Source organism: Amycolatopsis sp. PSD-21 (assembly GCF_055561455.1).
In genome coordinates this window covers 8,186,183-8,206,399 of sequence record NZ_CM145712.1, presented here as the reverse complement: position 1 = coordinate 8,206,399, position 20,217 = coordinate 8,186,183, and the positions used below count along the sequence as shown (strand labels likewise).

Genomic DNA, 20,217 nt, shown 5'->3' with positions numbered 1-20,217 from the left:
TCACCACCGCCACCATGCACGCAGGCGTTCCCGCCAACCGGTTCGGGCCGCCTTCGCCGCAGGCTGTGCCGGCTGTGGCTGGGGCGGCAAGTGAGCAGGTGGAGCCGGTGGTGGGGCAGGAGGCTCTGGTGGTGCCGGCTGCGGTGGAGCGGCGGGAGTCGTCGGGCGAATGAAGCTCGGAGACGAGTAGAGCTGATCGAGGCGACGGGTGAGGTCGTCTTCGGCGCTACTCGGTTTCGGGGGAGCCTTCCATCGGTAAACCCCGGAAGTGGGAGGAGTGTCTTCCTGAACCGGCTCAGGATCGGGCTCGGTCTGCATTGGCGGGGGCGGCAGCGTCGCCGTGGCGGCCTTTGGCGCCGGCGGTGGTGACAAATACGTCTTGGCTTGCGACTCGCTGATAACGCGGAGTGTCTGGAAGCGCTTCAGCTCGATCTGCGGGCACGGAGCATCGCTTCCCTGGGAGTGGAATTGCATGACCATACCGCTCAACATGACCCAAGACCCACGCAAATCTTCGGCCTGCTTTCCGAACTTGGCCTCGATCTCTCTGTTGATCTTTCCCCAAGCGATGATCCGGGAGGCGCCATGGCGCCAGTTGCCGAAGTTGATGAACGTCGTCGTGGTCCGCTGGCCGTGGGCGATACGAGTGTCTGTCACCTGGCCGACGATCGTGACCTGGTCGCCGATGCGAGCTATGAGTGCATCGCGGTCATGCGCGTCGAGTGCGCGAGGACCACTTGGCCGGTGCAGCGTGGTCTGGGTGCTCCGTCCGGTGGTGCGTTCGCCGGCGAGAATGGCGGGCACCGCGGAAAAGCTCGCCTTGCACGCGTCCATGAGCCGCCGGGTCCGGTCGGCCAAGGGAGCGATCTTGAGAAGCTTGCCGAAGACCTCCGACCTCGCGGGGTCGGCGAAGTCTTCGGCTTCGAGGAGGAGATTCTCCCCTGTGTTGTACTCCTTCCAGAGCGAGGGAGTGTGCGTCAAAGCATCCAACGTCAGGTCGATCACAGCGGTTGCGAAGATGTCCAGCCGATCGTCGTAGCTGCGACCACGATCGGGGTGCTGGTAGTTGCGATGTCCGTACTCTGCCGCGCCGAAATCCGCCAAGGCGGGAAGGTACATTCCGTCGTAGTCGACCAACTGGATACGGTCCGACCTGTCGACAAGTATGTTGCCGTGTTGCAGATCGCCATGGGCCGCGCCTGCTGCGCGTAATCGCGCGGCCGCGGTGACCAGCTGCTTGCCGACCCGATCGAGGCGGTGCGGTTCGTGCAGGTGGCCTTCTATCCAGCTGTCCAGTCGTTCCCCGTTGACCCACGGCATTCGGACGATCGGAAAGACGCCGCCGTTCACCCTGATGCCCTCTGGCACATAGGCGACGTCGGTCAGGAAATCGAGATCACCTCGGTGTCGTCGCACGAACTCGGCCACCGCGGTGTACCGCTCGTGCAAGCGCCTGCTCTGTTTATGGAAGCAACGAACCGCGAATCGGCTGCTTCCGGCCCGGACGTCGAAGGTGAGGGCGAACCCACCGCTCGCCACAGAGGCTTGTTTGAAGGGTGTGAGCGCGGGTTGGCCGTTCCGCAATACAGGGTCGGTGAACATCTTCGCCTCAACGGCCTGCTGGTAGTCGATGAGCTGCGGCAGCTTCACGTCCACACCGCGCACACTGTCGAGTCGTCGTTCTCCAAGCCATGTTCCCGGGCATGTGCAACGAACTTGATGAACTGCTCGTCATCCCCGAGATGATCCAGGATGGCGGGCAGCTCTCCTGTTTCGTGGTGCTGCCGCAGCAGGTGCTTCGCCACGGCGTCCGTCGCGAGCAGCAAGACGTCTCCGTCGCGGATCGGGCCGCCTCCCGACCAAATGTGCTCGAACGGTACGGGGCTGTCCGGGGAGGTGTGCACGAGCTCGGGAAAACGGGAGAACTCCCGCCAGTCTGTGAGCGGGGCGACGAGTACCAACTCGCGATCGGAAACGTGAAACAAGCACGAGTCTCCGACCGCCGTCACGGTGTAGCCGTTCATGTCGACCCGCACGCCCAGGAAAGTGGCTGCTGAACCCTGCGCCAGCTTTTCCTTCGCGTACCACGCCAAATCTGGAGCACTTACGCGTTCTCGCCAGCTCCGCCGCAGTGCGGACAACGTGCTGCTTGCGAGCGGGTCAGCGCCACTGACGAAGGCTTCGGTGAGAAGCCGGCTCCAGACTTCGGCGCGAGCAGCAGCCGAAGCGCCATCTGACAGGGCGAATCGGCCTGCGTCGATGTTCTCGGCTGCGCTGTCCTCGTTCTCGCACGGTCCGCTGTCCCGCTTGGCCGTCGTACGTATTGCGACGCGCAATGGACGGACGTCTCGGTGCGCCGGAGTTCGGGTCATGCCGAGGGCAGCTCCGGGAAACCGCCCGGGTTGATCGGCCGGGTGCCGATGTCGAGGAACTCGATCACCGAGGTCGCTTTCGCGTTGTAGAGGAAACCCCGGGTGCCTGGGCGCACCTTGTAACCGAGCCCTGCGGCAGCTTCCGCCATCTGTACGGGTAACTCGCTCGACATCGAGAACAGCATCGCGGCGTAGTCGTCCGGAAGAGTGTCCGCGGCGTTCGGCAGTACGATCTCGTTGACCACGGCGTTCGACAGATGCACGTTGAACATGAGTGCGGGACCGTCGTTGGTTCGGACAGCACGAATCTTGTCCGCCGCTACACGAGGGTCGCCGTCCGTGCTGACGCCATCGGTCAGGTTGATCACGATCGGCGGAAAGCTGCTCTGATGCTCTGCGCACCAAGCCGATAGAACGCCTACGGCGACACGCAGCGCTTCGACCATTGGTGTCGGCCCGTTGGAGACCGGGTCGACCCATACCGGAAAAGACCTCGGAACCTGAATTATGCCGCCGGCTCCGTCGGATTCCTTTTGAAGCACTTCGTCGATGCGCAGCGGGCCGTCGGCGACCACGCTGATCGGCAGCAACGGCCGGTCGAGACCTGTTCCGTGCAGGGCGAACTGGACGTCGGCGCCATAGCCGATGACGCCGACCTCGAAGTAGTCGAGGATCTTGTTGCCGCCCTTGCTGCATTGGATGACCGCGTTACCGAGCAACCGGTTGACGCTGGCCATCAGGGCCTCGGCCTTGGAATGGCCTTCTGTGCCCCAGGGCTCTGACATGGAAAAGGACTGGTCGATGAGCAAAAGCAGGCACGCGGGCCGTCGTCGGTTGATCTCCGCTGTGTACAAAAGGACCCTCCCCGGTCGCATCAGCCGACAATGATAGCGGCGGAGAACGATCTTGTGGTTGATTACCTGAAGGTAACTTGATCCGGAGTTGGGCTGGGTGAGCTGACCAGGCTCGACCGCCCAGTGAATGAGGTTGGTACTCGTAAGACGATCAAGACTTCGCTAGGCTGGCCGCATTCCCTTTTACGGCCGGGGTCGACAGTCGATCGGTGGGGCGATGCGGGCTTGGATGGTGCGGTCGGGTAAGGCCGGCGAGCGCGAGCGGTGGGCTTTGTCCGAGGGTTACAGCGGTGGCGGATTCGGTGACATCGAGGACTTGACCGGTGCGAATACCCGTGAACTGGTCGTCGCGGCGCTCACGCGGGCATTGCCTGCGTCGAAAGACGGAGCCATCAGGACGTTCGCGAACCAGCTTTGGGCGTTACGTGGGGTCATGTCAAAGGGGGATCTTGTCGTGATGCCCTTGAAGTCAGGGCCCGAGCTGGCGATCGGGCGGGTCCTGGGCGAGTATCGGTACCTGGACGCCCCTGATCTCCAACGGCGCCATGTTCGCCCGGTCGAGTGGATTGTCACGGATCTGCCCAGAACGGCTGTGAGACAGGATCTTCTGCATACCCTAGGTGCTTTTTCGACCATTTGCGAGGTGTCGCGCAACGATGGAGCTCGACGGATCGAGGGACTGCTGAAGACCAGGCGGGATCCTGGTGTGAAGGTCGCTCCGGTACCGAAACCGGGGAAGTCGAGGACCGGACGTGCGACTGCTGCTGTCGATGACGATGATCCTGTAGCCGAAATCGAAATCGAGCAGTACGCGCGGGACAAGATACAGGCGCGAGTCGGTGAAGTGTTCACCGGTCATGGTCTGACCACGCTTGTCGCGGCCATCCTTCGCGCGAAAGGATTCACCTGTGATGTAGCGCCGCCAGGGCCGGACGGCGGGATCGACATCCTGGCGGGCACTGGACCGTTGGGTCTGGACGCACCGAGGCTCGTTGTTTCTGTCAAATCCGAAACCACTCAAGTGGGTCGACCGGTCGTGCAGCAGCTGCACGGCGCTGTTTCAGGGCAGAAAGCCGACCAGGGGCTCCTTGTCGCTTGGGGCGGGGTCACCCGACCCGCCCGCGAGGAGTTGAACGCCAACCGGTTCGTGCTCAAGCTTTGGAACGCAGACGACGTGTTGGCCGGTCTCTTTCGACATTATGCGGAAATGTCAGCCAGCATCCAGGCGGAGATTCCGCTGAAGCAGGTCTGGACCCTTGTCGAGGAATCCGGTTGAGGTCCACGACGAAGTCATTGGAGCAGGGGCATGGGTAGTCAGGCGGCGACTTCGGGCAGTGTTTCGGGAATGGTGTCGTGACCGTTCGCGGTCTCCGCGCCCGCGACGACCACCAGGTCGCGGAGTTGCTCAAACCTGTGGCGTGGGTACGCTTACGACAGAAGCCTTGGTGACCGAGATGATCGCGGAGTTGCCGCGGGCGTCGTCGGCTGTGAGCACGCTCGATCGAGCATCTTGCAAAGTACGGTGCTCCGCTTGAGTCGCCGATTTACCACTCCGCGACCATGGTCACGCTCCGGCGGAGACTACGAAGAAGCGCTTTCGCCTGGTTGCCGCCACCTGGGCTCTCGGGCAGCTCGGCACTGGTTGCGACCAACCTGCCGGGGCCCGGCTTTACCGAAGTGTGCCCCCGGCAGGATTCGAACCTGCGACACCCGCTTTAGGAGAGCGGTGCTCTATCCCCTGAGCTACGAGGGCATGTACTGCCAGGCGCAGCTTACCGGGTGACGCGAGCCGCCCGAGCGCGAGGTCGCAAGTCGCACCCGGGCGGACCAAGCGGCCGGCCCGGTGAACACCGCGAAACCCCCGAACGGCGGTTGCCCAAGAGCCCGCCGGCGCGAATGCGGCCGGACAGCGACACTGGCCGCCCAGTGACACCCGACCTGCGGATCCGTCGAGGACCAGCGACACTCTCCAGCAGGAAACCAGGGTCTGAATCGACGCCTAGATCGACACAGATGACCCGCGCGGGTCACTCGTACGTGTCTGGTTTCGAAACCCTGAACAACAGTAGGTAATCTTCGTTAACGGGACGCGAGACGCCGCTCCCCCGGCTGCCGGAGGGCTTCGTTGATCAAGCTCATGTTCGCCGACGACGAGGAACTGGTCCGTTCGGGCCTGCGTGCCATGATGTCGGGCGCTGCCGATATCGAGATCGTGGGCGAGGCGAGCGACGGGAGATCAGCGGTCGAGGTCGCCCGGAGGTACCACCCCGACGTCGCGTTGCTCGACATCAAGATGCGGGCGCCCGACGACGGCATTCGCGCGCTGAGGGCGATCCTGGCCCTGCCGGATCCGCCGACCGTGGCCATGTTGACCACGTTCGACATCGACGACTACGTCAGTCTCGCGCTCAGGCTCGGGGCCAACGGCTTCCTCCTCAAGGACATCGACCCGGCGGCGCTGCTCAGGGCCGTGCGCGACCTGGCCCGCGGCGGCGCGGTCCTGGATCCTGGGGTCGCGGCGCGCATGGTCCAGTCGCATCGGGACGAGCAGCGGGCCGCGCAGCCGGCGCGCAAGCTGCTCGCGTCGCTGTCCGAGCGGGAGCGTGAGGTCGTCGGGCTGATCGGGCAGGGGCTGTCCAACGCGGAGATCGGCGGGCGCCTGCACCTGTCCGAGGCCACGGTCAAGGGGTACGTCTCGGCTGTCCTGTCCAAGATCGGCGCGGCGAACCGGGTGCAGGCCGCGCTGCTGGCCTACCGCGGTGGCCTGCTCGACCAGTAATGATCCTCACCGCGCTCGAGTTCCTCGGCTTGATCGCGTTCGCCGCTTCGGGGGCTCTCGCGGCGGTGCGGGCCAGGTTGGACGTCTTCGGGGTGGTCGTCGTCGGGTTGACGACCGCGCTCGGCGGCGGGGTCATCCGTGACGTCCTGCTCGGGATCACGCCGCCCACGACCCTGCGGACCTGGCCTTATCTCGCCGTTTGCGGCGGGACGGCGCTGGTCGTGTTCGTCTTCCATCCGCAGATCGCGAAGTTGCGGCGCGCGGTGCTGCTCGCCGACGCGCTCGGGCTCGGGGTGTTCGCGACGGCGGGGACCACGATCGCGTTGAACGCGGGCGCCACTCCCTACGCGGCGTGCTTGATCGGCATGACGACGGGTATCGGCGGCGGCGCTGTGCGTGATCTCCTGCTGCGGGAAATCCCGCTCGTGCTGCGGAAGGAGATCTACGCGGTCGCGGCGCTCGCGGGGGCCGTGCTCGTCGTGATCGGTCACGCTCTGCGACTGTCGCCGGGGCCGGTGACGGTGGTAGCAGCCGCCGCCGTCGTGGGGGTCCGGATGCTCGCTTTGTGGCGGAGATGGAACGCACCTGTTGCGAAAGGGCCCGAGACCGGCTGAAACGTCTTCCGGATCGCCGGATTTCCTTTGTTGGTTCTGTGTGTGTTCTTAGGCGAGTCTCAGCACTCTGCGTAAGACTGTCGCCATGCGCATCCTCGTAGTGGACGACGACAGGGCCGTCCGTGAATCACTCAGGCGATCCCTTGAGTTCAACGGCTACCAGGTGGAGCTGGCCGGGGACGGCGCGCAGGCCCTCGAAGCGATCATCGCCAACAGACCCGACGCGATGGTCCTCGACGTGATGATGCCGCGGCTCGACGGCCTGGAGGTCGCTCGGCGGCTGAGAAGCACCGGTGACGACCTGCCCATCCTCGTCCTCACGGCGCGGGACACCGTCTCCGACCGGGTGTCCGGTCTCGACGCGGGCGCCGACGACTACCTGCCGAAGCCCTTCGCGCTCGAAGAGCTTCTCGCGCGCCTTCGCGCGCTTTTGCGCCGGGCGATCCCGGATCCGCAGGCCGGACAGAACGCCGAGGTCCTCTCGTTCGCGGACCTCACCTTGGACCCGGGGACGCGCGAGGTGCGCCGGGCCGGGCGGGAGATCAGTCTCACCAGGACCGAATTCGCCCTGCTGGAGCTGTTCCTCTCCTACCCCAAGCACGTTCTGACCCGCAGCCGGATCCTGGAGGAAGTGTGGGGATACGACTTCCCGACGTCGGGCAACGCGCTGGAGGTCTACGTCGGCTATTTGCGCCGAAAGACCGAGGCTGGGAACGAACCGAGGCTGATCCACACGGTGCGGGGAGTGGGCTACGTCCTGAGGGAAACCCCGCCGTGACCGAACCGGTCCCGGTCGTCGACGTGTCCGAAAAGGATCCGCGCGGCGACCGCTGGGGCACGCGGCGGTTCTCGCTCCGAGGCCGGGTCACGCTGCTCGCGGCCGCTTCGGTGGCCGGCGCGGTGGCGCTGGTGTCGCTCGGCGCGTACCTCGTCGTGCGCGACAACCTCTACCAGCAGGTCGACGACAACCTGCTCGCCCGCGCGCAGGCCGCGGTCGAGTCGCCCCAGGTGCAGACCGAACTGCAGCAGGTGCCCGGCGCCTTCCTCGCCAGCGCGGACCTGCAGATCGGCCAGCTGACGGTCGGGGAGAAGGTCCGGCTGACCTATCCGCAGTCCGGGAGCCGCCCGCCGTACGGCGAGGACGAGATCGCGGTCGCCTCCGGGGACAAGGCGTTCTCCCTGCGCACCGACCCGAGGACCGACAGCCGCGTCGTCGCCCTCCCGCAGGGCGACGGCCAGGCGATGGTGCTCGCGCAGTCGCTCGGGCCGACGAAGCGCACCCTGAACGAGCTTTCGGTGGTCCTGTTCCTGATCGGCGGCGCCGGGATCCTGGTCGCCGCGGCCGCGGGAACGGCTGTCGCGAGAGCTGGCCTGCGGCCGGTCGACAGGCTCACGTCGGCGGCCGAACGCGTCGCCACCACGGGCGACCTGCGGCCGATCCCGGTGAGCGGTGACGACGAACTCGCCCGCCTCACCCAGAGTTTCAACACGATGCTGGGCACGGTCGCCGAATCGCAGGAGCGGCAACGGCAACTCGTCGCCGACGCCGGCCACGAGCTCCGCACCCCGCTGACGTCGCTCCGTACCAACCTGGAGCTGCTCCTGTCCGCGAGCAGGCCGGGCGCGCGGACGCTGTCCGACGAGGACCGCAGCGACATCGAGGCCGACATCCGCGGCCAGCTCGACGAGCTGACCCAGCTGATCGGCGACCTCGTCGAGCTGGCACGCCAGGACGAGCCGCGGATCGAACACGAGCGCGTCGAAATGGTCGACGTCGTCGAGCGCGCGCTGGACAGGGCGCGCCGCCGCGCGGGCGAGATCGAGTTCGACGTCTCGCTTCAGCCGTGGGTGCTCACCGGTGACACGAGCGCGCTGGAACGCGCGGTGCTGAACCTGCTGGACAACGCGGTGAAGTTCTCGCCGGAAGGATCGACGGTCGGGGTCCGGCTGTACCCGGTCGGCGACGGCACCGCGGTGCTCGAAGTCGAGGACTCGGGGCCGGGGATCGCCGACGAGGACCTGCCGAAGGTGTTCGACCGCTTCTATCGCTCTTCGGAGGCGCGGACGCTGCCCGGTTCCGGCCTCGGCCTCGCCATCGTCCAGCACGCGGCACAGCGGCACGGCGGCGACGTCTACGCGGGCCGCGCGTCCACCGGTGGCGCGCTGATGACCTTGCGGCTCCCGGGAGCTCCAGCCTGACGAGTGATTACGCTGACGAGTGATGAGCACCGAGAACGCGCCTGAGATGCCGCCCCGCCGTCTGCTGTGGACACTGCTGGTGGCCGCGGTGCTGCTGGCCGCCGACCAGCTGACCAAATGGTGGGCAGTCGACGCCCTCACCGGCCAGGCCCCGATCCCGGTGATCGGCGACTTCATCCGGTTCCGGCTGCTCTACAACCCGGGCGCGGCGTTCTCGCTGGGCGCGAACTCCACCTGGATCTTCGCGATCCTGGCCGCGGTCGCGGTGGTCGCGCTGCTCTGGATCTCCCGCAAGGTCCGTTCGGCGGGCTGGGCGATCTCGCTCGGGCTGCTGCTCGGCGGCGCGACGACGCATCTGGGCGACCGGCTGTTCCGCGAGCCCGGCTTCGCTCGTGGCCACGTCGTCGACTTCATCGACTACAACGGCTGGTTCGTCGGCAACGTCGCCGACATCGCGCTGTTCTTCGGCGCTGTCTCGCTTTTCGTGCTGAGCTTCCGTGGCGTCCCGATCGAGGGCGTCAAGGAGTAACGAGACAGAACTCGTTCCCTTCCGGATCCGCGAGCACGACCAAGCCGTCTTCGGGACGCGCGAGTACGCGCGCGCCCAGTGCGACGAGCCTTTCGACGCTGTCGCCGGTCAGGTCCAGATGCACCCGGTTCTTGACGGTCTTCGATTCCGGGACCAGATTGAAGAACAGCCGCGGTCCCGAGGCCGCTTCGACCAGCACCGAAGGGTCGTCCTCGGGGCCCGAAAATCCCAGCGAACGAAGGCGGTCGAGCTCTTCTTCGTCATAAGGCGCGATTTCGTAGCCGTCGAGCGCGGCCGCCCAGAAAAGGGCGAGCGAAGCCGGATGACGGCAGTCGAAGACGACGTCGCGAAGCCTGGCCATGGCCTCATGGTGGCAGTCCGCTCGACTCGTCGCGCCATGTTTGATCGTGTAGGATTTTGTGTAGTTGATGGAGGAGGGTTCGTGCTCGCGCGGCAGCGACAGGCGGTGATCCTCGAGGAGGCGCGCCGGACCGGGGCGGTCCGGGTCAGCGACCTCGTGGTGAGGCTCGGCGTCTCCGATATGACGGTGCGCCGTGACCTCGACGTGCTCGCCGGCCGCGGATTGGTCGAGAAGGTCTACGGTGGCGCCACCTCCGTCGTCGGCAAGAGCACCGACGAGCCCGGTTTCGAGGCCAAATCCGTGCGTCAGCGCGCGCAGAAGGAGGCCATCGCCGCGGTCGCCGCCGGGCTGGTCCGGCCGGGCACCGCGATCGGCGTCTCCGCGGGCACCACGACGTGGACGCTGGCGAGGGCGCTCGACGAGATCCCCGGCCTGACGATCGTCACGAACTCCATCCAGGTCGCCGACGTGCTGCGCGGCGCGAACCAGCCGGATCGCACGGTGGTGCTCACCGGCGGCGTCCGCACCCCGTCGGACGCCCTCGTCGGGCCGGTCGCCGTGCAGAGCCTGCGGTCGCTGCACCTGGACGTCGTCTTCCTCGGCGTGCACGGGATGGCCGACGGGCCCGGGTTTACCACGCCGAACCTCACCGAATCCGAGACCGACCGCGCGCTGGTCGAGGCGGGCCGCAAGCTGGTCGTGCTGGCCGATCACACCAAATGGGGCATCGTCGGCATCTCCACGATCGCCGGGCTCGAAGAGGCCGACGTCGTCGTGTCGGACGACGGTCTTTCCATCCGGGCAAGGGAAACGCTCACCGAGCAGGCGGGTGAGCTGATGATCGCCGAAACGGTGGAGGCGGCGGAAGCCGAAGAAGCGTGAAGCCGGCGGCCGTTGGCGCCATACTCATGTGCGATGCACAGCATTGGCTCAGGAACTTCTCAGGACCATCCCGCAAGGTGAAGACATGACCGAGAACGACCCCAGCGGCCAGGACGCCGACAAGGCGCGGCCCGCCGTCGCTCAGCCGGACGCGGAGCAGAGCGCGAACTGGGCTCAGCCCGCGCCGCAGCAGCCCGACGCGACCGGCCTCGGCGGCCATGCCACTCCGCACACCGGAGCGCAGCAGGCCTACTCCCAGGAACAGCAGCAGTACAACCCTTGGTCCCCGCAGGCTCAGCACGCGCCCACGCAGGGGCACCAGATCCCGGGCCAGCAGACGCCGTTCACCCAGCCGGGTCCGTCGGTGTACGCGGTGCCGCAGCAGCGGCAGGCGCAGAAGTCCACATCGGGCAAGCTGCTCGCCGGTGTCGCGGCGATCGCGCTGGTCGTCGGCGGGGTCGCGGGCGGCACGGTCGGTTACCTGACCGGTGACGCGTCCGGCGGCTCGGCGGTGAACGCGCTCGACGCGCCGAAGCCCGCCCAGCAGACGGGCAACCTGCCCGCCGGTTCGGTCGAATCCGTGGCGCAGAAGCTTTCGCCGAGCGTGGTCGAGCTGCAGGTGTCCGGCCGGTCGGGTGCGGGCGAGGGCTCCGGCTTCGTGCTCAGCACCGACGGCTACGTGCTGACCAACAACCACGTCGTCGAGGTCGCCGCCGGCGGCGGGCAGATCCAGGCGGTGTTCCAGGACGGCAAGAAGGGCACGGCGACCATCGTCGGCCGCGACCCCACGACGGATATCGCCGTGGTGAAGGTCAGCGGCGTCAGCGGCCTGACCCCGGTGGAGCTCGGCCGCTCCGACGACCTGCGCGTCGGGCAGCCGGTGGTCGCCATCGGCTCGCCGTTCGAGCTGACCGGCACGGTCACGTCGGGCATCGTCAGCGCGCTGAACCGGCCGGTGAGCGCCGGCGGCAACGGCGACCAGACCACGGTGATGTCCGCGGTGCAGACCGACGCGGCGATCAACCCCGGCAACTCCGGCGGCCCGCTCGCGAACATGGCGGGCCAGGTCATCGGCATCAACTCGGCGATCTACAGCCCGAGGTCCGCGCAGGGCCAGGGCGGCGAGAGCGGCGGCAACGTCGGCATCGGCTTCGCGATCCCGATCGACCAGGCGCGCCGCACGGCCGACGACATCATCAACACCGGCCAGGCGACGCAGACCTTCATCGGCGCGCGAGTGCAGACGGCGCCGACCGGTGGGGCGCAGCTCGGTGAGATCTCGCCGGGCAGCCCCGCGGAGAAGGCCGGCCTCAAATCCGGTGACGTCGTGACGAAGCTGGACGACCGGCCGATCCCCAACGCGGACGCGCTCGTCGCCGAGATCCGCACCAGGGCGCCGAACGACAAGGTGAAGTTCACGCTCAGCGGGGACAAGGTCATCGAGGTGACCCTCGGCGGGCAGCCCGTCACGCCGAACTAGAGACGCTCGGCCGCCGTGCGCGGCCGAGACCAGCTCCGGCTCGAACCCCCAGCGGGCCGGACCCGAAGAGCCACGCGCGACCGGCTGCCAATCCCGGTCGCGTGTGGCTCTTTTTTATTGATGGATAAGGCAATTGCGTGCCGCCCAGGTCAGGGAGGAGTTGCGAAAGCCACTTTCGCAACGGTCGTGCCTTCTGATCGGACCATTCATCGCAGACGGTACAGCCGCATGTCGCGAAAGCCACTTTCGGGACGTCACGTGTCCCGAAAGTGGCTTTCGCGACACGGCGCCGGGCAGACCACCAAGGCCTCTCTAGCGCGCCTTCCGCCGGAGCAGCGCGGCCACGAGGACGCCGAGCCAGACGACCGCCAGGCTGACGAGCAGGCCGGTGACGGTGTCGGCGTCGTGCAGGCCCGGGTTCCGCGCGCCGCCGAAAGGCCGCCACAGCAACGGGATCGCGAGCAGCGTCAACACCCCGCTGAGCACCGCGCCCGTCTTGACCGGCGTCTTCCAGCGCTCCGGGAGGAACCTGCTCAGCGCGAATCCCACGGCGCCGACCAGCGGCGCGATCAGCAGGTCGTGCGCCAGCGGGCCACCGGCGAGCCAGCCCAGCGTCTTGAAGACGTCCGGGCGCAGCGGGAAGGCGTACTCGGAGAACAGCACCGCGCCCCACGCGAGAGCGGCGAGGCCGGGCAGGAACAGCAGCAGCCGCAACGTTTTCACAGCGTCTCCAAACGGGTGACCCATTTCGTCTGCAGGACGCCGGGCCGGTTCGGGGCGATGATCCGGCACGGGAAGCCGTGGTCGGCGTCGAGCACCTCGCCGTTGAGTTCCAGTGCCAGCAGGGTGAGGTCGTCCGCCGTGTGCTCGCCGGGAAGATCGCTGATCCCGTAGGGCCCGGCCTTCTCCAGCGAGAACACGCGGACCGGAGTGCCCGGCGTGCTTCCGGCGTGCCGCAACAACTCCGGCAGTGAGACGCCGCTCCAGCGCGCGGACTCGCTCCATCCTTCGACGCACGCGATCGGCAGCTCGGCCGAAGTTCTCGGCAGCGCGCGGAGTTCTTCCAGCGAATAGGTCTTCGTACCGTCCGGCGTCACCACCGAAAGCCGCCAGCCGGGGTCGTTCGCCGTGTCCAGGACACCCGCCGCCGCGGCGGTCCGGTTCACCGGCAGACCTTGCGGGCCCTTGTCAGTCCGCCACGACAGGCCGGAAATGTTGCGCAGCAACGGAACCGTCGCTCCAGCGGTCGCGACGACGGCGACACCCGCGGCGAGCCAGGTCGTGCGGAGGAAAGCGCGGCGCGAGGGCTCGGGCTTTGTCGTGAGTGAGCGGCGGACGATCGGGAGTTTCACAGCGACGTGCACGAGGATCGAGCCGATCGCCACCCACGCGACCGCGTAGTGCAGCTGCGGGAAGTAGAACGTCCACGGATAGTTCTGCGCGACGTTGAACAGGCCGGTGACGAGTTCGAAGAACGCGGCGGCCGAAAGCACCAGGATCGACAGGCGTTCCAGCGCGTGCGGCAGCGAGCGGATCACCGGGCGCTCGAACAGTTTCGGGTAGACGCTCCAGAGTTTGGCCAGCAGCAAGGGAATCGACGCGATCCCGGAGATCACGTGCGTGCCCTGGGTGACGCGGTACAGCCAGACCGGGCGGCTCGGCCAGCCGAACCACGACGGCGGATGCTGGATGAGATGGCTGATCAGGCCGGTGACGAAGCACAGCGTGAACGTGACGGCGAGCGCGAGCCCGATCCGGGACGTCACCCGCTCCGAAGGGGTGTTCATGCTTTCTCCAGGCAGGCGAACCAGCGGTGACCGTGACTGGTGGACCACGCGACGCGGAACGCGGTGCGCGCGGCGAGATCCGCGATCGCTTCCACGCCGACCCAGGCCCAGGTGAACCAGGCGCCGTTGTCGGGGCGCAGCCGGACGCGGTCCTGCCGGAGGCCGCGGCCGGGCGGGTCGAGTTCGACGAGCACCGTCCCGCCGTCGGTGAGCAGTTCCGCCATCCGGGCCAGGAGGCGATGCGGGTCGCCGCCGATGCCGATGTTCCCGTCGGCGAGCAGGACATGCCGCCAGCGCCCTTCGCCGGGGAGCCGGTCGAACACGTCCCGGTGGAGCGCGGCGGCGCCGCGGGCGTGGGTGAGCCGCACGGCGGTGGCCGAGATGTCGACGCCGAGCGAGGCGACACCACGTTCGGTCAGCGCGGCGGTGAGCCTGCCGGGCCCGCAGCCGACGTCGAGGGTCGGGCCGTCGCAGGCGGCGAGGAGGACGTCGTCGCCGTCGCAGGGGATGGCCGTCCAGCGGTCGACCGGCAGGTCGACGCGTTCGCCGGTCGCCAGTTCCAGCCAGCAGCGGTGGCCGAGCAGGCCGCGGTCGAAGGCGGTCACCGGACCTCCGCCACCGCTCGGGCGAACCGGCCGTGCGGAGCCGCCGCCGCGACCCGGTGCGCGTCCGCGATCGTGTCCACATCGGACAGTGTGGGCAGGGCGCCGGGCCGGAGGCCGATATCGGCCAGGGCGCGCAAGGTCTGACGTCCGGTGTCATCACGCGACATCGGCACCCCGGCGAGAGTCTTGGCGTGCAGCGGATCCTTGAGGCCCAGTGCCCACCAGCCACCGTCTTCCGCGAGTCCGAGGACCGAATCTTCGGGCCGGTTCGCGGCGTCGGCCAGGAGCGACGGGGTGACCTGCGGGGTGTCCATCCCGATCTGCAGCACCGGTTCGCCGGGACGGGGCGCGTCGGCGTGGGCGTTGACCAGTCGCAGGTCGAAACCTTCTCCGCGTTGGGGGATCACCTCCGTTTTGCGGAGCGCTGAAGCGATTTCCGTGCCGCGGACGGCTTCGTCGAGCTTGCCGGTCATGGCGACGACCACGCGTGCCTTCGGGGTCAGGAGGGCGGCTTCGAGAGTGTCGAGCAGGGAGGCGGCCGCGATCCCGGCGGCCTGCTCCGGTGTCGCGGGCGGGCAGAGCCGCGTCTTCGCGAAACCGGGCACGGGAGCTTTGGCGACGATCAACAGGCAGAAGGTCATCGGCTCAGCACCCGACCGAAATCCCTCGCGGCCCGCAGGGTTCCCCGCAGCGAGCCGGAGACCTTCGATTTCGTGCCCTTGGCGCGTTCGCCGTAGGACACGTCGAACTCGGTGACCCGCCAGCCCGCGCGATTCGCCTTGATCAGCAGTTCGAGCGGGTAACCGAAGGCGCGATCGGTGACGTCGAGATCGAGCAGTGCCCGTCGCCGGACGGCTCGCAGCGGCGCGATGTCGCGGACCGGCAATCCCTTGTGTCGCAGGAGAGACGAGATCACGGCGTTGCCGGCTCTCGCGTGCCACGGCCAGACACCAGGGCCGATGGGAATCCGGCGCCCGACCGTCAGCTCGGCGTCGGCGAGGCCGCCGACCAGCGTCGGCAACTCGGCGAGGTCGAGGGAGCCGTCGGCGTCGGCGAAACACACGACGTCCGCCGTGGCCGCTTCCAGCCCCGTGTGCACCGCGGCGCCGTAGCCGCGCCTGGGCTCGTGGACGACCTTGGCCCCGAGCCCGGCCGCGATTTCGGCGGAGCCGTCCGTGGAGCCGTTGTCGACCACGATCGCCCGGTAATGTCCGGGCAGGGCCGCCAGCACCCCCGGAAGGGCACCGGCCTCGTCGAGACAGGGGAGCACGACGTCAACCTGGTCATCGTTCACGCAACGCACGTTAAGTCCGGGGTGGACGGACGAAAACCCTTGCGCTGCTTACCGAATTCTGACGTCCGGGAAGTTCTTACCGAGTTCTGACGGTCCGCGCCGCCGAGCCGCCGGGCGGCGGGAACGCGGTTATGGTGCCGGTGATGTCCACTGTCACCGCCCCTTCCCGTACCGGCCGCCGGGCCGATCTGATCGCCGTGGGGCTGGCGATGCTCGTGGTCGCCGCCGCGATCGCGGTCGGCCTCCACTACAACCGGCCCGGTTCCGGCGTGGTGATCTACGCCTTCGCGCCGCCGCTGTTCGGGTTGTGGCTGCCGCATGTGGGGCCGGGTTCGGTGGCCGCGGTCGTGCTCGCGCTCCTGGTCGTCACCAAAGGTCCCTTGCTCGCCGCCCGGCTGCGGTGGCGTCCGCTGCTCGCGCTCGGCTACGTGACCGCACTGGCGTGGACGTTCTCGCTGGCGATGATCGATGGGTGGACGCGCGGTTTCACCGGCAGGCTCACCACGGAACACGAGTACCTGCACGAGGTCCCGGGGATCACCGACATCCCGAAGATGCTGGCCGGGTTCTCCTCGCGCATCCTGGACTTCCAGCCGGATTCGTGGACGACGCACGTCTCCGGGCATCCGCCGGGCGCGACGCTGGTCTTCGTCTGGCTCGACCGGCTCGGTCTGCAGGGCGGCGCGTGGGCTTCGACGGTCGTCGTGCTGGCCGGCTGCCTCGCGGTGGTCGCGGTGCCGGTGACGCTCTCCGCGCTGGGCAGGCAGGACGCCGCGAGGACTGTCCTGCCCTTCGCCGTCCTGACCCCGGGCGCGATCTGGATCGGTGTCTCCGCCGACGGTCTCTTCGCGGGGGTCACGGCGACCGGGATCGCGCTGCTGGCGCTCGCCACGCGACGGCGGATCCTCGCGCTCCCCGGTGGTCTGCTGCTCGGGTTCGGGCTCTTCCTCTCCTACGGTCTCGTGCTGCTCGGCGTGATCGTGCTGGCCGTCGTCGTGCTGACCCGCGAATGGCGGATCCTGCTCCTCGCCACGGCGGGCGTGACCGTGGTCGTGGTGGCGTTCGCGCTGGCCGGGTTCTGGTGGCTCGACGGCTACCACCTGGTGGTCGAGCGCTACTACCAGGGGATCGCGACGCTGCGCCCGTACTCCTACTGGGTGTGGGCGGATATCGCGGCGGTGCTGATCGCGGTCGGCCCGGCCGTGATCGCCGGGACGCGGCGTGCGGGTGCGGAGTTCCTCGCCGAGCCGAAACGGTCGTTCCGCGAGCCGGTCACCCTCATCGTGGTGGCCGCGGTACTGGCGATCGCTTTCGCCGACCTGTCCGGCCTGTCGAAGGCGGAGGTCGAACGCATCTGGCTACCGTTCGAGGTGTGGCTGCTGCCCGCGGTGGCGCTGCTGCCGCCGAAGGGACGGCGGTGGTGGCTCGCCGCGTCGGCGGCGACGGCGCTGGTGGTGAACCATCTGGTGCTGACGAGCTGGTGAGGTGGACGACATGACAGAGCAGGGCCGCGTGCTCGTGGTCGACGACGACGAGACCGTGCGGGACGTCGTCCGGCGGTACCTGGAGGTCGCGGGCTTCGAAGTCGACGTCGCCGGGGACGGCACCGAGGGGTTGCGGCTGTTCTCCGCGACCGGGCCGGATCTCGTGGTCCTCGATGTCATGATGCCCGGCCTCAACGGGCTGGAGGTGTGCCGTCGCCTGCGGCAGGTGAGCCAGGTGCCGGTCGTGATGCTGACCGCGCTCGGCGAGGAGGAGAACCGGATCGCCGGACTCCAGCTCGGCGCCGACGACTACGTCACGAAACCGTTCAGCCCCAAGGAACTCGCGTTGCGCGTGGCGTCGGTGCTGCGGCGGGCGCGGATGCCGCGGCCCGAACCGGCGGCACGCGTGATCACCGACGGCGACCTCGCGTTGCAGATGTCGGCGCGGCAGGCGGCCCTCGGTGGCGTGGAACTTCCGCTGACGAGCCGGGAATTCGATCTGCTCGCGTTCTTCCTCACCCATCCCGGTGTCGCGTTCTCCCGCGCCGATCTGCTGGAGAAGGTCTGGGGCTGGGACTTCGGCGACCAGTCCACGGTGACCGTCCACGTGAGACGGTTGCGGGAGAAGATCGAGAAGAACCCGGCGAAACCCGTCCGCGTCGCCACCGTGTGGGGCGTCGGCTACCGGTACGACCCGGTGCGGCGATGATCGGCTCCGGTGAGTCGTTCGGCGAGATGCTGGCGCATGCCTGGCACATCCTGCCGTTCGCGCTGATGTTCGCGTTGCCGGTGATGGTGCTCGGCGGTCTGGCGCTGTACCTGCTCCGGCGCGGCTCGCTGGCCAGCACGATGACGATCCTCGTGCTGATCCCGGTGCTCGCGACGCTGATCGCGGTGCTCGGGATCAGCGGGTTCATGTTCACCCCGGCGCTGACCACGATGACGCTGGTCTGTGTGCTGGTCGCGCTGGTGACGGTGCCGGCGGCGCTCGTGCTCGGCCGCGCGATCGCGCGCCGCAGTGTGTGGGAGCGGGAGGCGCGGGAACGGGAGCGCGCGGCCGAGGCGTCGCGGCGCGAACTGGTCGCGTGGATCAGTCACGACCTGCGGAGCCCGCTGGCCGGCATCCAGGCGATGGCCGAGGCCGTCGCGGACGGCGTCGTCGCCGACCCGATCGAGGTCACCGGGTACGCACGGCGGATCAGCGGCGAGACCACGCGGCTGTCCGGCATGGTCGGTGACCTGTTCGAGCTCTCACGGATCACCGCGGGCGCGCTGCAGCTGACGATGGCGGCCGTTCCGCTGCGCGACGTCGTGAGCGACGCCGTCGCCGCGCAAGCACCGCTCGCCGAGCAGAAACGCGTGCGGATGATCGAGTACGCGAACGTGTGGCCGGTCGTCTCCGGCAGCGACCCGGAACTGGCGCGGATCGTGCGCAACCTGGTGTCCAACGCCGTGCGGCACACGCCGCCGGACGGGACGGTCGCGGTCCAGATCGGCATCGAGGGCGGCGAGGCGCTGCTCGCGGTCTCCGACGGCTGCGGCGGGATCCCCGAAGACGAGATCGGGCGGGTCTTCGACGTCGCGTTCCGCGGGACGACGGCGCGCACCCCCGAGCGCGGCGGGCTGGCGAGCGGCGGCGGGCTCGGGCTGGCGATCGCGAAGGGCCTCGTCGAAGCCCATCGCGGCCGCATCGGCGTCCGGAACGACGGGCCCGGCTGCCGGTTCGAGGTCCGGCTCCCGCTCGCCATGCCCTGACCGTGTCAGCGGCGTGTCACCGCGGTGTCAGGGCGGGCCGCGATCGTTGCCGCCATGACGACTTCAGCGAAGCGATTCTTCCGACGGGCCGGGATCACCGCGGTGGCGGCCGCACTGCTGGCCGGGATCACGCCCGGCGTGGCCGCCGCGGACAAGGGACGGGACCGGCCGGACCTGCGGGCGATGGCCGAGCAGATCGTCGCCTCCGGTTTCGCCGGGACACAGCTGCGGGTGCACGACGCGCGCGGCGACTGGACCGGCAGCGCCGGGGTGCGCGAGCTGGGCTCGGCCGCCAAGCCCCCGACGAACGGGCGATTCCGGATCGGCAGCAACACCAAGACCTTCGTGTCCACCGTCGTCCTGCAGCTGGTGGGCGAGGGCAAGGTGGGCCTGGACGCGCCGGTGGCCGGGTACCTGCCCGAGTTCGGCCTTGACCGGCGGATCACGGTGCGGATGCTGCTGCAGCACACCAGCGGCCTGTTCGACTACACCGGCGCGATGCTGCCCGACGGCACGATCGTGCCGGGAATCCCCCTGACCGGTAAGGAGTTCCTGGACAACCGGTTCCACACCTACCGGCCGGAGGAACTGGTGCGGTTCGGCCTGTCCAAGCCGCCGCTGTTCGCGCCGGGCACGGACTGGACCTACACGAACATCAACTACGTCCTCGCCGGTCTGGTGATCGAGAAGGTCGCCGGCCGTCCCTACGGCGACGAGATCCAGCGGCGGATCCTGCGGCCGCTCGGGCTGCGCGACACCGTGGTTCCCGGCACCTGGCCGGGCATCCCCGGGCCGCACGCCCACGGCTACTACCGCTACGAGGAGAAGCCCGGGCAGTGGAAGACCGTCGACATCACGAACCAGAACCCGTCGTGGGCGTCCAGCGCCGGTGAGATGATCTCGACCACGAAGGACCTCCACACGTTCTTCTCCGCGCTGCTGGGCGGAAAACTCCTGCCCGCCCCGCTGCTCGACGAGATGCGCAAGCCGCACCCGAAGGGCGGCTACGGCCTGGGCATCTACATTCAGGAAGCGAGCTGCGGCACCGTCCTCAAGGGCATGGGCGGCTTCCACGGCTTCGGGACGGTGATGGCCAGCACGCCCGACGGCAGCAGGACCTTCGAGCTGTCCATGACCTACGGCGACTCGGCCGCCGATCTGGGACAGGCCTACACCAAGGCCGACCAGCTGCTCACCGACAAGGTGCTCTGCGGCAAGTAGG

General features: G+C 68.4%; 21 protein-coding genes and 1 tRNA gene. 12 read left to right on the top strand and 10 right to left on the bottom strand.

Annotated elements, in window-relative coordinates:
• From ACZ1DY_RS38520 to ACZ1DY_RS38510, 3 genes are read right to left on the bottom strand one after another with little or no spacing between them, the layout of a single operon-like run.
• Window positions 1-1,656, bottom strand: a complete 1,656-nt coding sequence (locus ACZ1DY_RS38520; protein WP_465482584.1) for a hypothetical protein — start codon at window positions 1,654-1,656, stop codon at window positions 1-3.
• A complete protein-coding gene (locus tag ACZ1DY_RS38515) occupies window positions 1,647-2,372 on the bottom strand; it encodes a protein phosphatase 2C domain-containing protein (RefSeq protein ID WP_465482583.1) in 726 nt (241 codons plus the stop codon). Before ACZ1DY_RS38515 ends, ACZ1DY_RS38520 begins: the two co-directional genes overlap by 10 nt.
• Window positions 2,369-3,226 (bottom strand): vWA domain-containing protein, encoded by an 858-nt coding sequence (locus ACZ1DY_RS38510; RefSeq protein WP_465482582.1) that lies wholly within the window; start codon window positions 3,224-3,226, stop codon window positions 2,369-2,371. Before ACZ1DY_RS38510 ends, ACZ1DY_RS38515 begins: the two co-directional genes overlap by 4 nt.
• A gap of 217 nt (window positions 3,227-3,443) precedes the next feature.
• Between ACZ1DY_RS38510 and ACZ1DY_RS38505 the strand changes: the two genes are divergently transcribed.
• Window positions 3,444-4,502: a restriction endonuclease gene (locus ACZ1DY_RS38505; RefSeq protein ID WP_465482581.1), complete on the top strand. Its 1,059-nt coding sequence runs from the start codon at window positions 3,444-3,446 to the stop codon at window positions 4,500-4,502.
• A gap of 404 nt (window positions 4,503-4,906) precedes the next feature.
• On the opposite strand, the gene ACZ1DY_RS38500 is transcribed toward ACZ1DY_RS38505, so the two are convergent.
• Window positions 4,907-4,979 (bottom strand) — tRNA-Arg (locus tag ACZ1DY_RS38500).
• A gap of 372 nt (window positions 4,980-5,351) precedes the next feature.
• On the opposite strand from ACZ1DY_RS38500, the gene ACZ1DY_RS38495 reads away from it, so the two are divergent.
• The 5 genes from ACZ1DY_RS38495 to lspA all read left to right on the top strand — a co-directional run bounded on the left by ACZ1DY_RS38495 (window position 5,352) and on the right by lspA (window position 9,347).
• Window positions 5,352-6,005 carry a response regulator gene (locus tag ACZ1DY_RS38495; RefSeq protein ID WP_005155565.1) on the top strand — a complete coding sequence of 218 codons (654 nt, stop codon included), beginning with the start codon at window positions 5,352-5,354 and terminating at the stop codon, window positions 6,003-6,005.
• Complete coding sequence (locus tag ACZ1DY_RS38490) at window positions 6,005-6,619, top strand: trimeric intracellular cation channel family protein (protein ID WP_465482580.1); 615 nt, start codon at window positions 6,005-6,007, stop codon at window positions 6,617-6,619. The genes ACZ1DY_RS38495 and ACZ1DY_RS38490 overlap by 1 nt, the downstream gene beginning before the upstream one ends.
• Before the next feature lie 85 nt (window positions 6,620-6,704).
• Window positions 6,705-7,397 (top strand): response regulator transcription factor, encoded by a 693-nt coding sequence (locus tag ACZ1DY_RS38485; protein WP_037340466.1) that lies wholly within the window; start codon window positions 6,705-6,707, stop codon window positions 7,395-7,397.
• Window positions 7,394-8,818 carry a HAMP domain-containing sensor histidine kinase gene (locus ACZ1DY_RS38480; RefSeq protein ID WP_126736830.1) on the top strand — a complete coding sequence of 475 codons (1,425 nt, stop codon included), beginning with the start codon at window positions 7,394-7,396 and terminating at the stop codon, window positions 8,816-8,818. The genes ACZ1DY_RS38485 and ACZ1DY_RS38480 overlap by 4 nt, the downstream gene beginning before the upstream one ends.
• Before the next feature lie 22 nt (window positions 8,819-8,840).
• Complete coding sequence (gene lspA / locus ACZ1DY_RS38475) at window positions 8,841-9,347, top strand: signal peptidase II (protein WP_465482579.1); 507 nt, start codon at window positions 8,841-8,843, stop codon at window positions 9,345-9,347.
• Here lspA and ACZ1DY_RS38470 read toward each other — a convergent pair.
• Window positions 9,337-9,708 carry a VOC family protein gene (locus ACZ1DY_RS38470; RefSeq protein ID WP_465482578.1) on the bottom strand — a complete coding sequence of 124 codons (372 nt, stop codon included), beginning with the start codon at window positions 9,706-9,708 and terminating at the stop codon, window positions 9,337-9,339. The two genes, lspA and ACZ1DY_RS38470, sit on opposite strands and share 11 nt — an antisense overlap.
• Before the next feature lie 81 nt (window positions 9,709-9,789).
• Between ACZ1DY_RS38470 and ACZ1DY_RS38465 the strand changes: the two genes are divergently transcribed.
• Together ACZ1DY_RS38465 and ACZ1DY_RS38460 are read left to right on the top strand one after the other, a co-directional pair.
• Entirely contained in the window at window positions 9,790-10,590 is an 801-nt protein-coding gene (locus ACZ1DY_RS38465) for a DeoR/GlpR family DNA-binding transcription regulator (RefSeq protein ID WP_465482577.1), read from the top strand.
• Between the two features lie 85 nt (window positions 10,591-10,675).
• A complete protein-coding gene (locus tag ACZ1DY_RS38460) occupies window positions 10,676-12,070 on the top strand; it encodes a S1C family serine protease (protein WP_465482576.1) in 1,395 nt (464 codons plus the stop codon).
• A 312-nt stretch (window positions 12,071-12,382) separates the two neighbouring features.
• On the opposite strand, the gene ACZ1DY_RS38455 is transcribed toward ACZ1DY_RS38460, so the two are convergent.
• The 5 genes from ACZ1DY_RS38455 to ACZ1DY_RS38435 are packed head-to-tail and all read right to left on the bottom strand — an operon-like array spanning window position 12,383 to window position 15,756.
• Window positions 12,383-12,793, bottom strand: coding sequence for a hypothetical protein (locus ACZ1DY_RS38455; RefSeq protein WP_465482575.1), 411 nt, complete (start codon window positions 12,791-12,793; stop codon window positions 12,383-12,385).
• Complete coding sequence (locus tag ACZ1DY_RS38450) at window positions 12,790-13,857, bottom strand: molybdopterin-dependent oxidoreductase (protein ID WP_465482574.1); 1,068 nt, start codon at window positions 13,855-13,857, stop codon at window positions 12,790-12,792. Before ACZ1DY_RS38450 ends, ACZ1DY_RS38455 begins: the two co-directional genes overlap by 4 nt.
• Entirely contained in the window at window positions 13,854-14,462 is a 609-nt protein-coding gene (locus tag ACZ1DY_RS38445) for a methyltransferase domain-containing protein (protein ID WP_126736837.1), read from the bottom strand. The genes ACZ1DY_RS38450 and ACZ1DY_RS38445 overlap by 4 nt, the downstream gene beginning before the upstream one ends.
• Window positions 14,459-15,103, bottom strand: a complete 645-nt coding sequence (locus tag ACZ1DY_RS38440; RefSeq protein WP_465482573.1) for a TIGR04282 family arsenosugar biosynthesis glycosyltransferase — start codon at window positions 15,101-15,103, stop codon at window positions 14,459-14,461. Before ACZ1DY_RS38440 ends, ACZ1DY_RS38445 begins: the two co-directional genes overlap by 4 nt.
• The gene (locus ACZ1DY_RS38435) at window positions 15,100-15,756 is read right to left on the bottom strand and encodes a glycosyltransferase family 2 protein (protein WP_257484168.1); all 657 of its coding nucleotides are present in this window, start codon (window positions 15,754-15,756) and stop codon (window positions 15,100-15,102) included. Before ACZ1DY_RS38435 ends, ACZ1DY_RS38440 begins: the two co-directional genes overlap by 4 nt.
• Window positions 15,757-15,887: 131 nt before the next feature.
• Here ACZ1DY_RS38435 and ACZ1DY_RS38430 point away from each other — a divergent pair, with 131 nt between their 5' ends.
• The 4 genes from ACZ1DY_RS38430 to ACZ1DY_RS38415 are packed head-to-tail and all read left to right on the top strand — an operon-like array spanning window position 15,888 to window position 20,216.
• Entirely contained in the window at window positions 15,888-17,240 is a 1,353-nt protein-coding gene (locus tag ACZ1DY_RS38430; RefSeq protein ID WP_465482572.1) for a hypothetical protein, read from the top strand.
• Between the two features lie 10 nt (window positions 17,241-17,250).
• Window positions 17,251-17,949 carry a response regulator transcription factor gene (locus ACZ1DY_RS38425; RefSeq protein WP_034305757.1) on the top strand — a complete coding sequence of 233 codons (699 nt, stop codon included), beginning with the start codon at window positions 17,251-17,253 and terminating at the stop codon, window positions 17,947-17,949.
• Window positions 17,946-18,995, top strand: coding sequence for a sensor histidine kinase (locus ACZ1DY_RS38420; RefSeq protein WP_257484171.1), 1,050 nt, complete (start codon window positions 17,946-17,948; stop codon window positions 18,993-18,995). Before ACZ1DY_RS38425 ends, ACZ1DY_RS38420 begins: the two co-directional genes overlap by 4 nt.
• A 54-nt stretch (window positions 18,996-19,049) precedes the next feature.
• Entirely contained in the window at window positions 19,050-20,216 is a 1,167-nt protein-coding gene (locus ACZ1DY_RS38415) for a serine hydrolase domain-containing protein (RefSeq protein ID WP_465482571.1), read from the top strand.
• The last annotated feature ends 1 nt before the right edge of the window (window position 20,217 follow it).

What these genes read in the sequence shown, in the direction of transcription:
- lspA (WP_465482579.1), top strand. Translation starts at nt 8,841, where the DNA reads ATGAGCACCGAGAACGCGCCTGAGATGCCGCCCCGCCGTCTGCTGTGG.
- ACZ1DY_RS38485 (WP_037340466.1), top strand. Translation starts at nt 6,705, where the DNA reads ATGCGCATCCTCGTAGTGGACGACGACAGGGCCGTCCGTGAATCACTC.
- ACZ1DY_RS38505 (WP_465482581.1), top strand. Translation starts at nt 3,444, where the DNA reads ATGCGGGCTTGGATGGTGCGGTCGGGTAAGGCCGGCGAGCGCGAGCGG.
- ACZ1DY_RS38425 (WP_034305757.1), top strand. Translation starts at nt 17,251, where the DNA reads ATGACAGAGCAGGGCCGCGTGCTCGTGGTCGACGACGACGAGACCGTG.
- ACZ1DY_RS38430 (WP_465482572.1), top strand. Translation starts at nt 15,888, where the DNA reads ATGGTGCCGGTGATGTCCACTGTCACCGCCCCTTCCCGTACCGGCCGC.
- ACZ1DY_RS38460 (WP_465482576.1), top strand. Translation starts at nt 10,676, where the DNA reads ATGACCGAGAACGACCCCAGCGGCCAGGACGCCGACAAGGCGCGGCCC.
- ACZ1DY_RS38415 (WP_465482571.1), top strand. Translation starts at nt 19,050, where the DNA reads ATGACGACTTCAGCGAAGCGATTCTTCCGACGGGCCGGGATCACCGCG.
- ACZ1DY_RS38515 (WP_465482583.1), bottom strand. Translation starts at nt 2,372, where the DNA reads ATGACCCGAACTCCGGCGCACCGAGACGTCCGTCCATTGCGCGTCGCA.
- ACZ1DY_RS38490 (WP_465482580.1), top strand. Translation starts at nt 6,005, where the DNA reads ATGATCCTCACCGCGCTCGAGTTCCTCGGCTTGATCGCGTTCGCCGCT.
- ACZ1DY_RS38450 (WP_465482574.1), bottom strand. Translation starts at nt 13,857, where the DNA reads ATGAACACCCCTTCGGAGCGGGTGACGTCCCGGATCGGGCTCGCGCTC.
- ACZ1DY_RS38440 (WP_465482573.1), bottom strand. Translation starts at nt 15,103, where the DNA reads ATGACCTTCTGCCTGTTGATCGTCGCCAAAGCTCCCGTGCCCGGTTTC.
- ACZ1DY_RS38470 (WP_465482578.1), bottom strand. Translation starts at nt 9,708, where the DNA reads ATGGCCAGGCTTCGCGACGTCGTCTTCGACTGCCGTCATCCGGCTTCG.
- ACZ1DY_RS38420 (WP_257484171.1), top strand. Translation starts at nt 17,946, where the DNA reads ATGATCGGCTCCGGTGAGTCGTTCGGCGAGATGCTGGCGCATGCCTGG.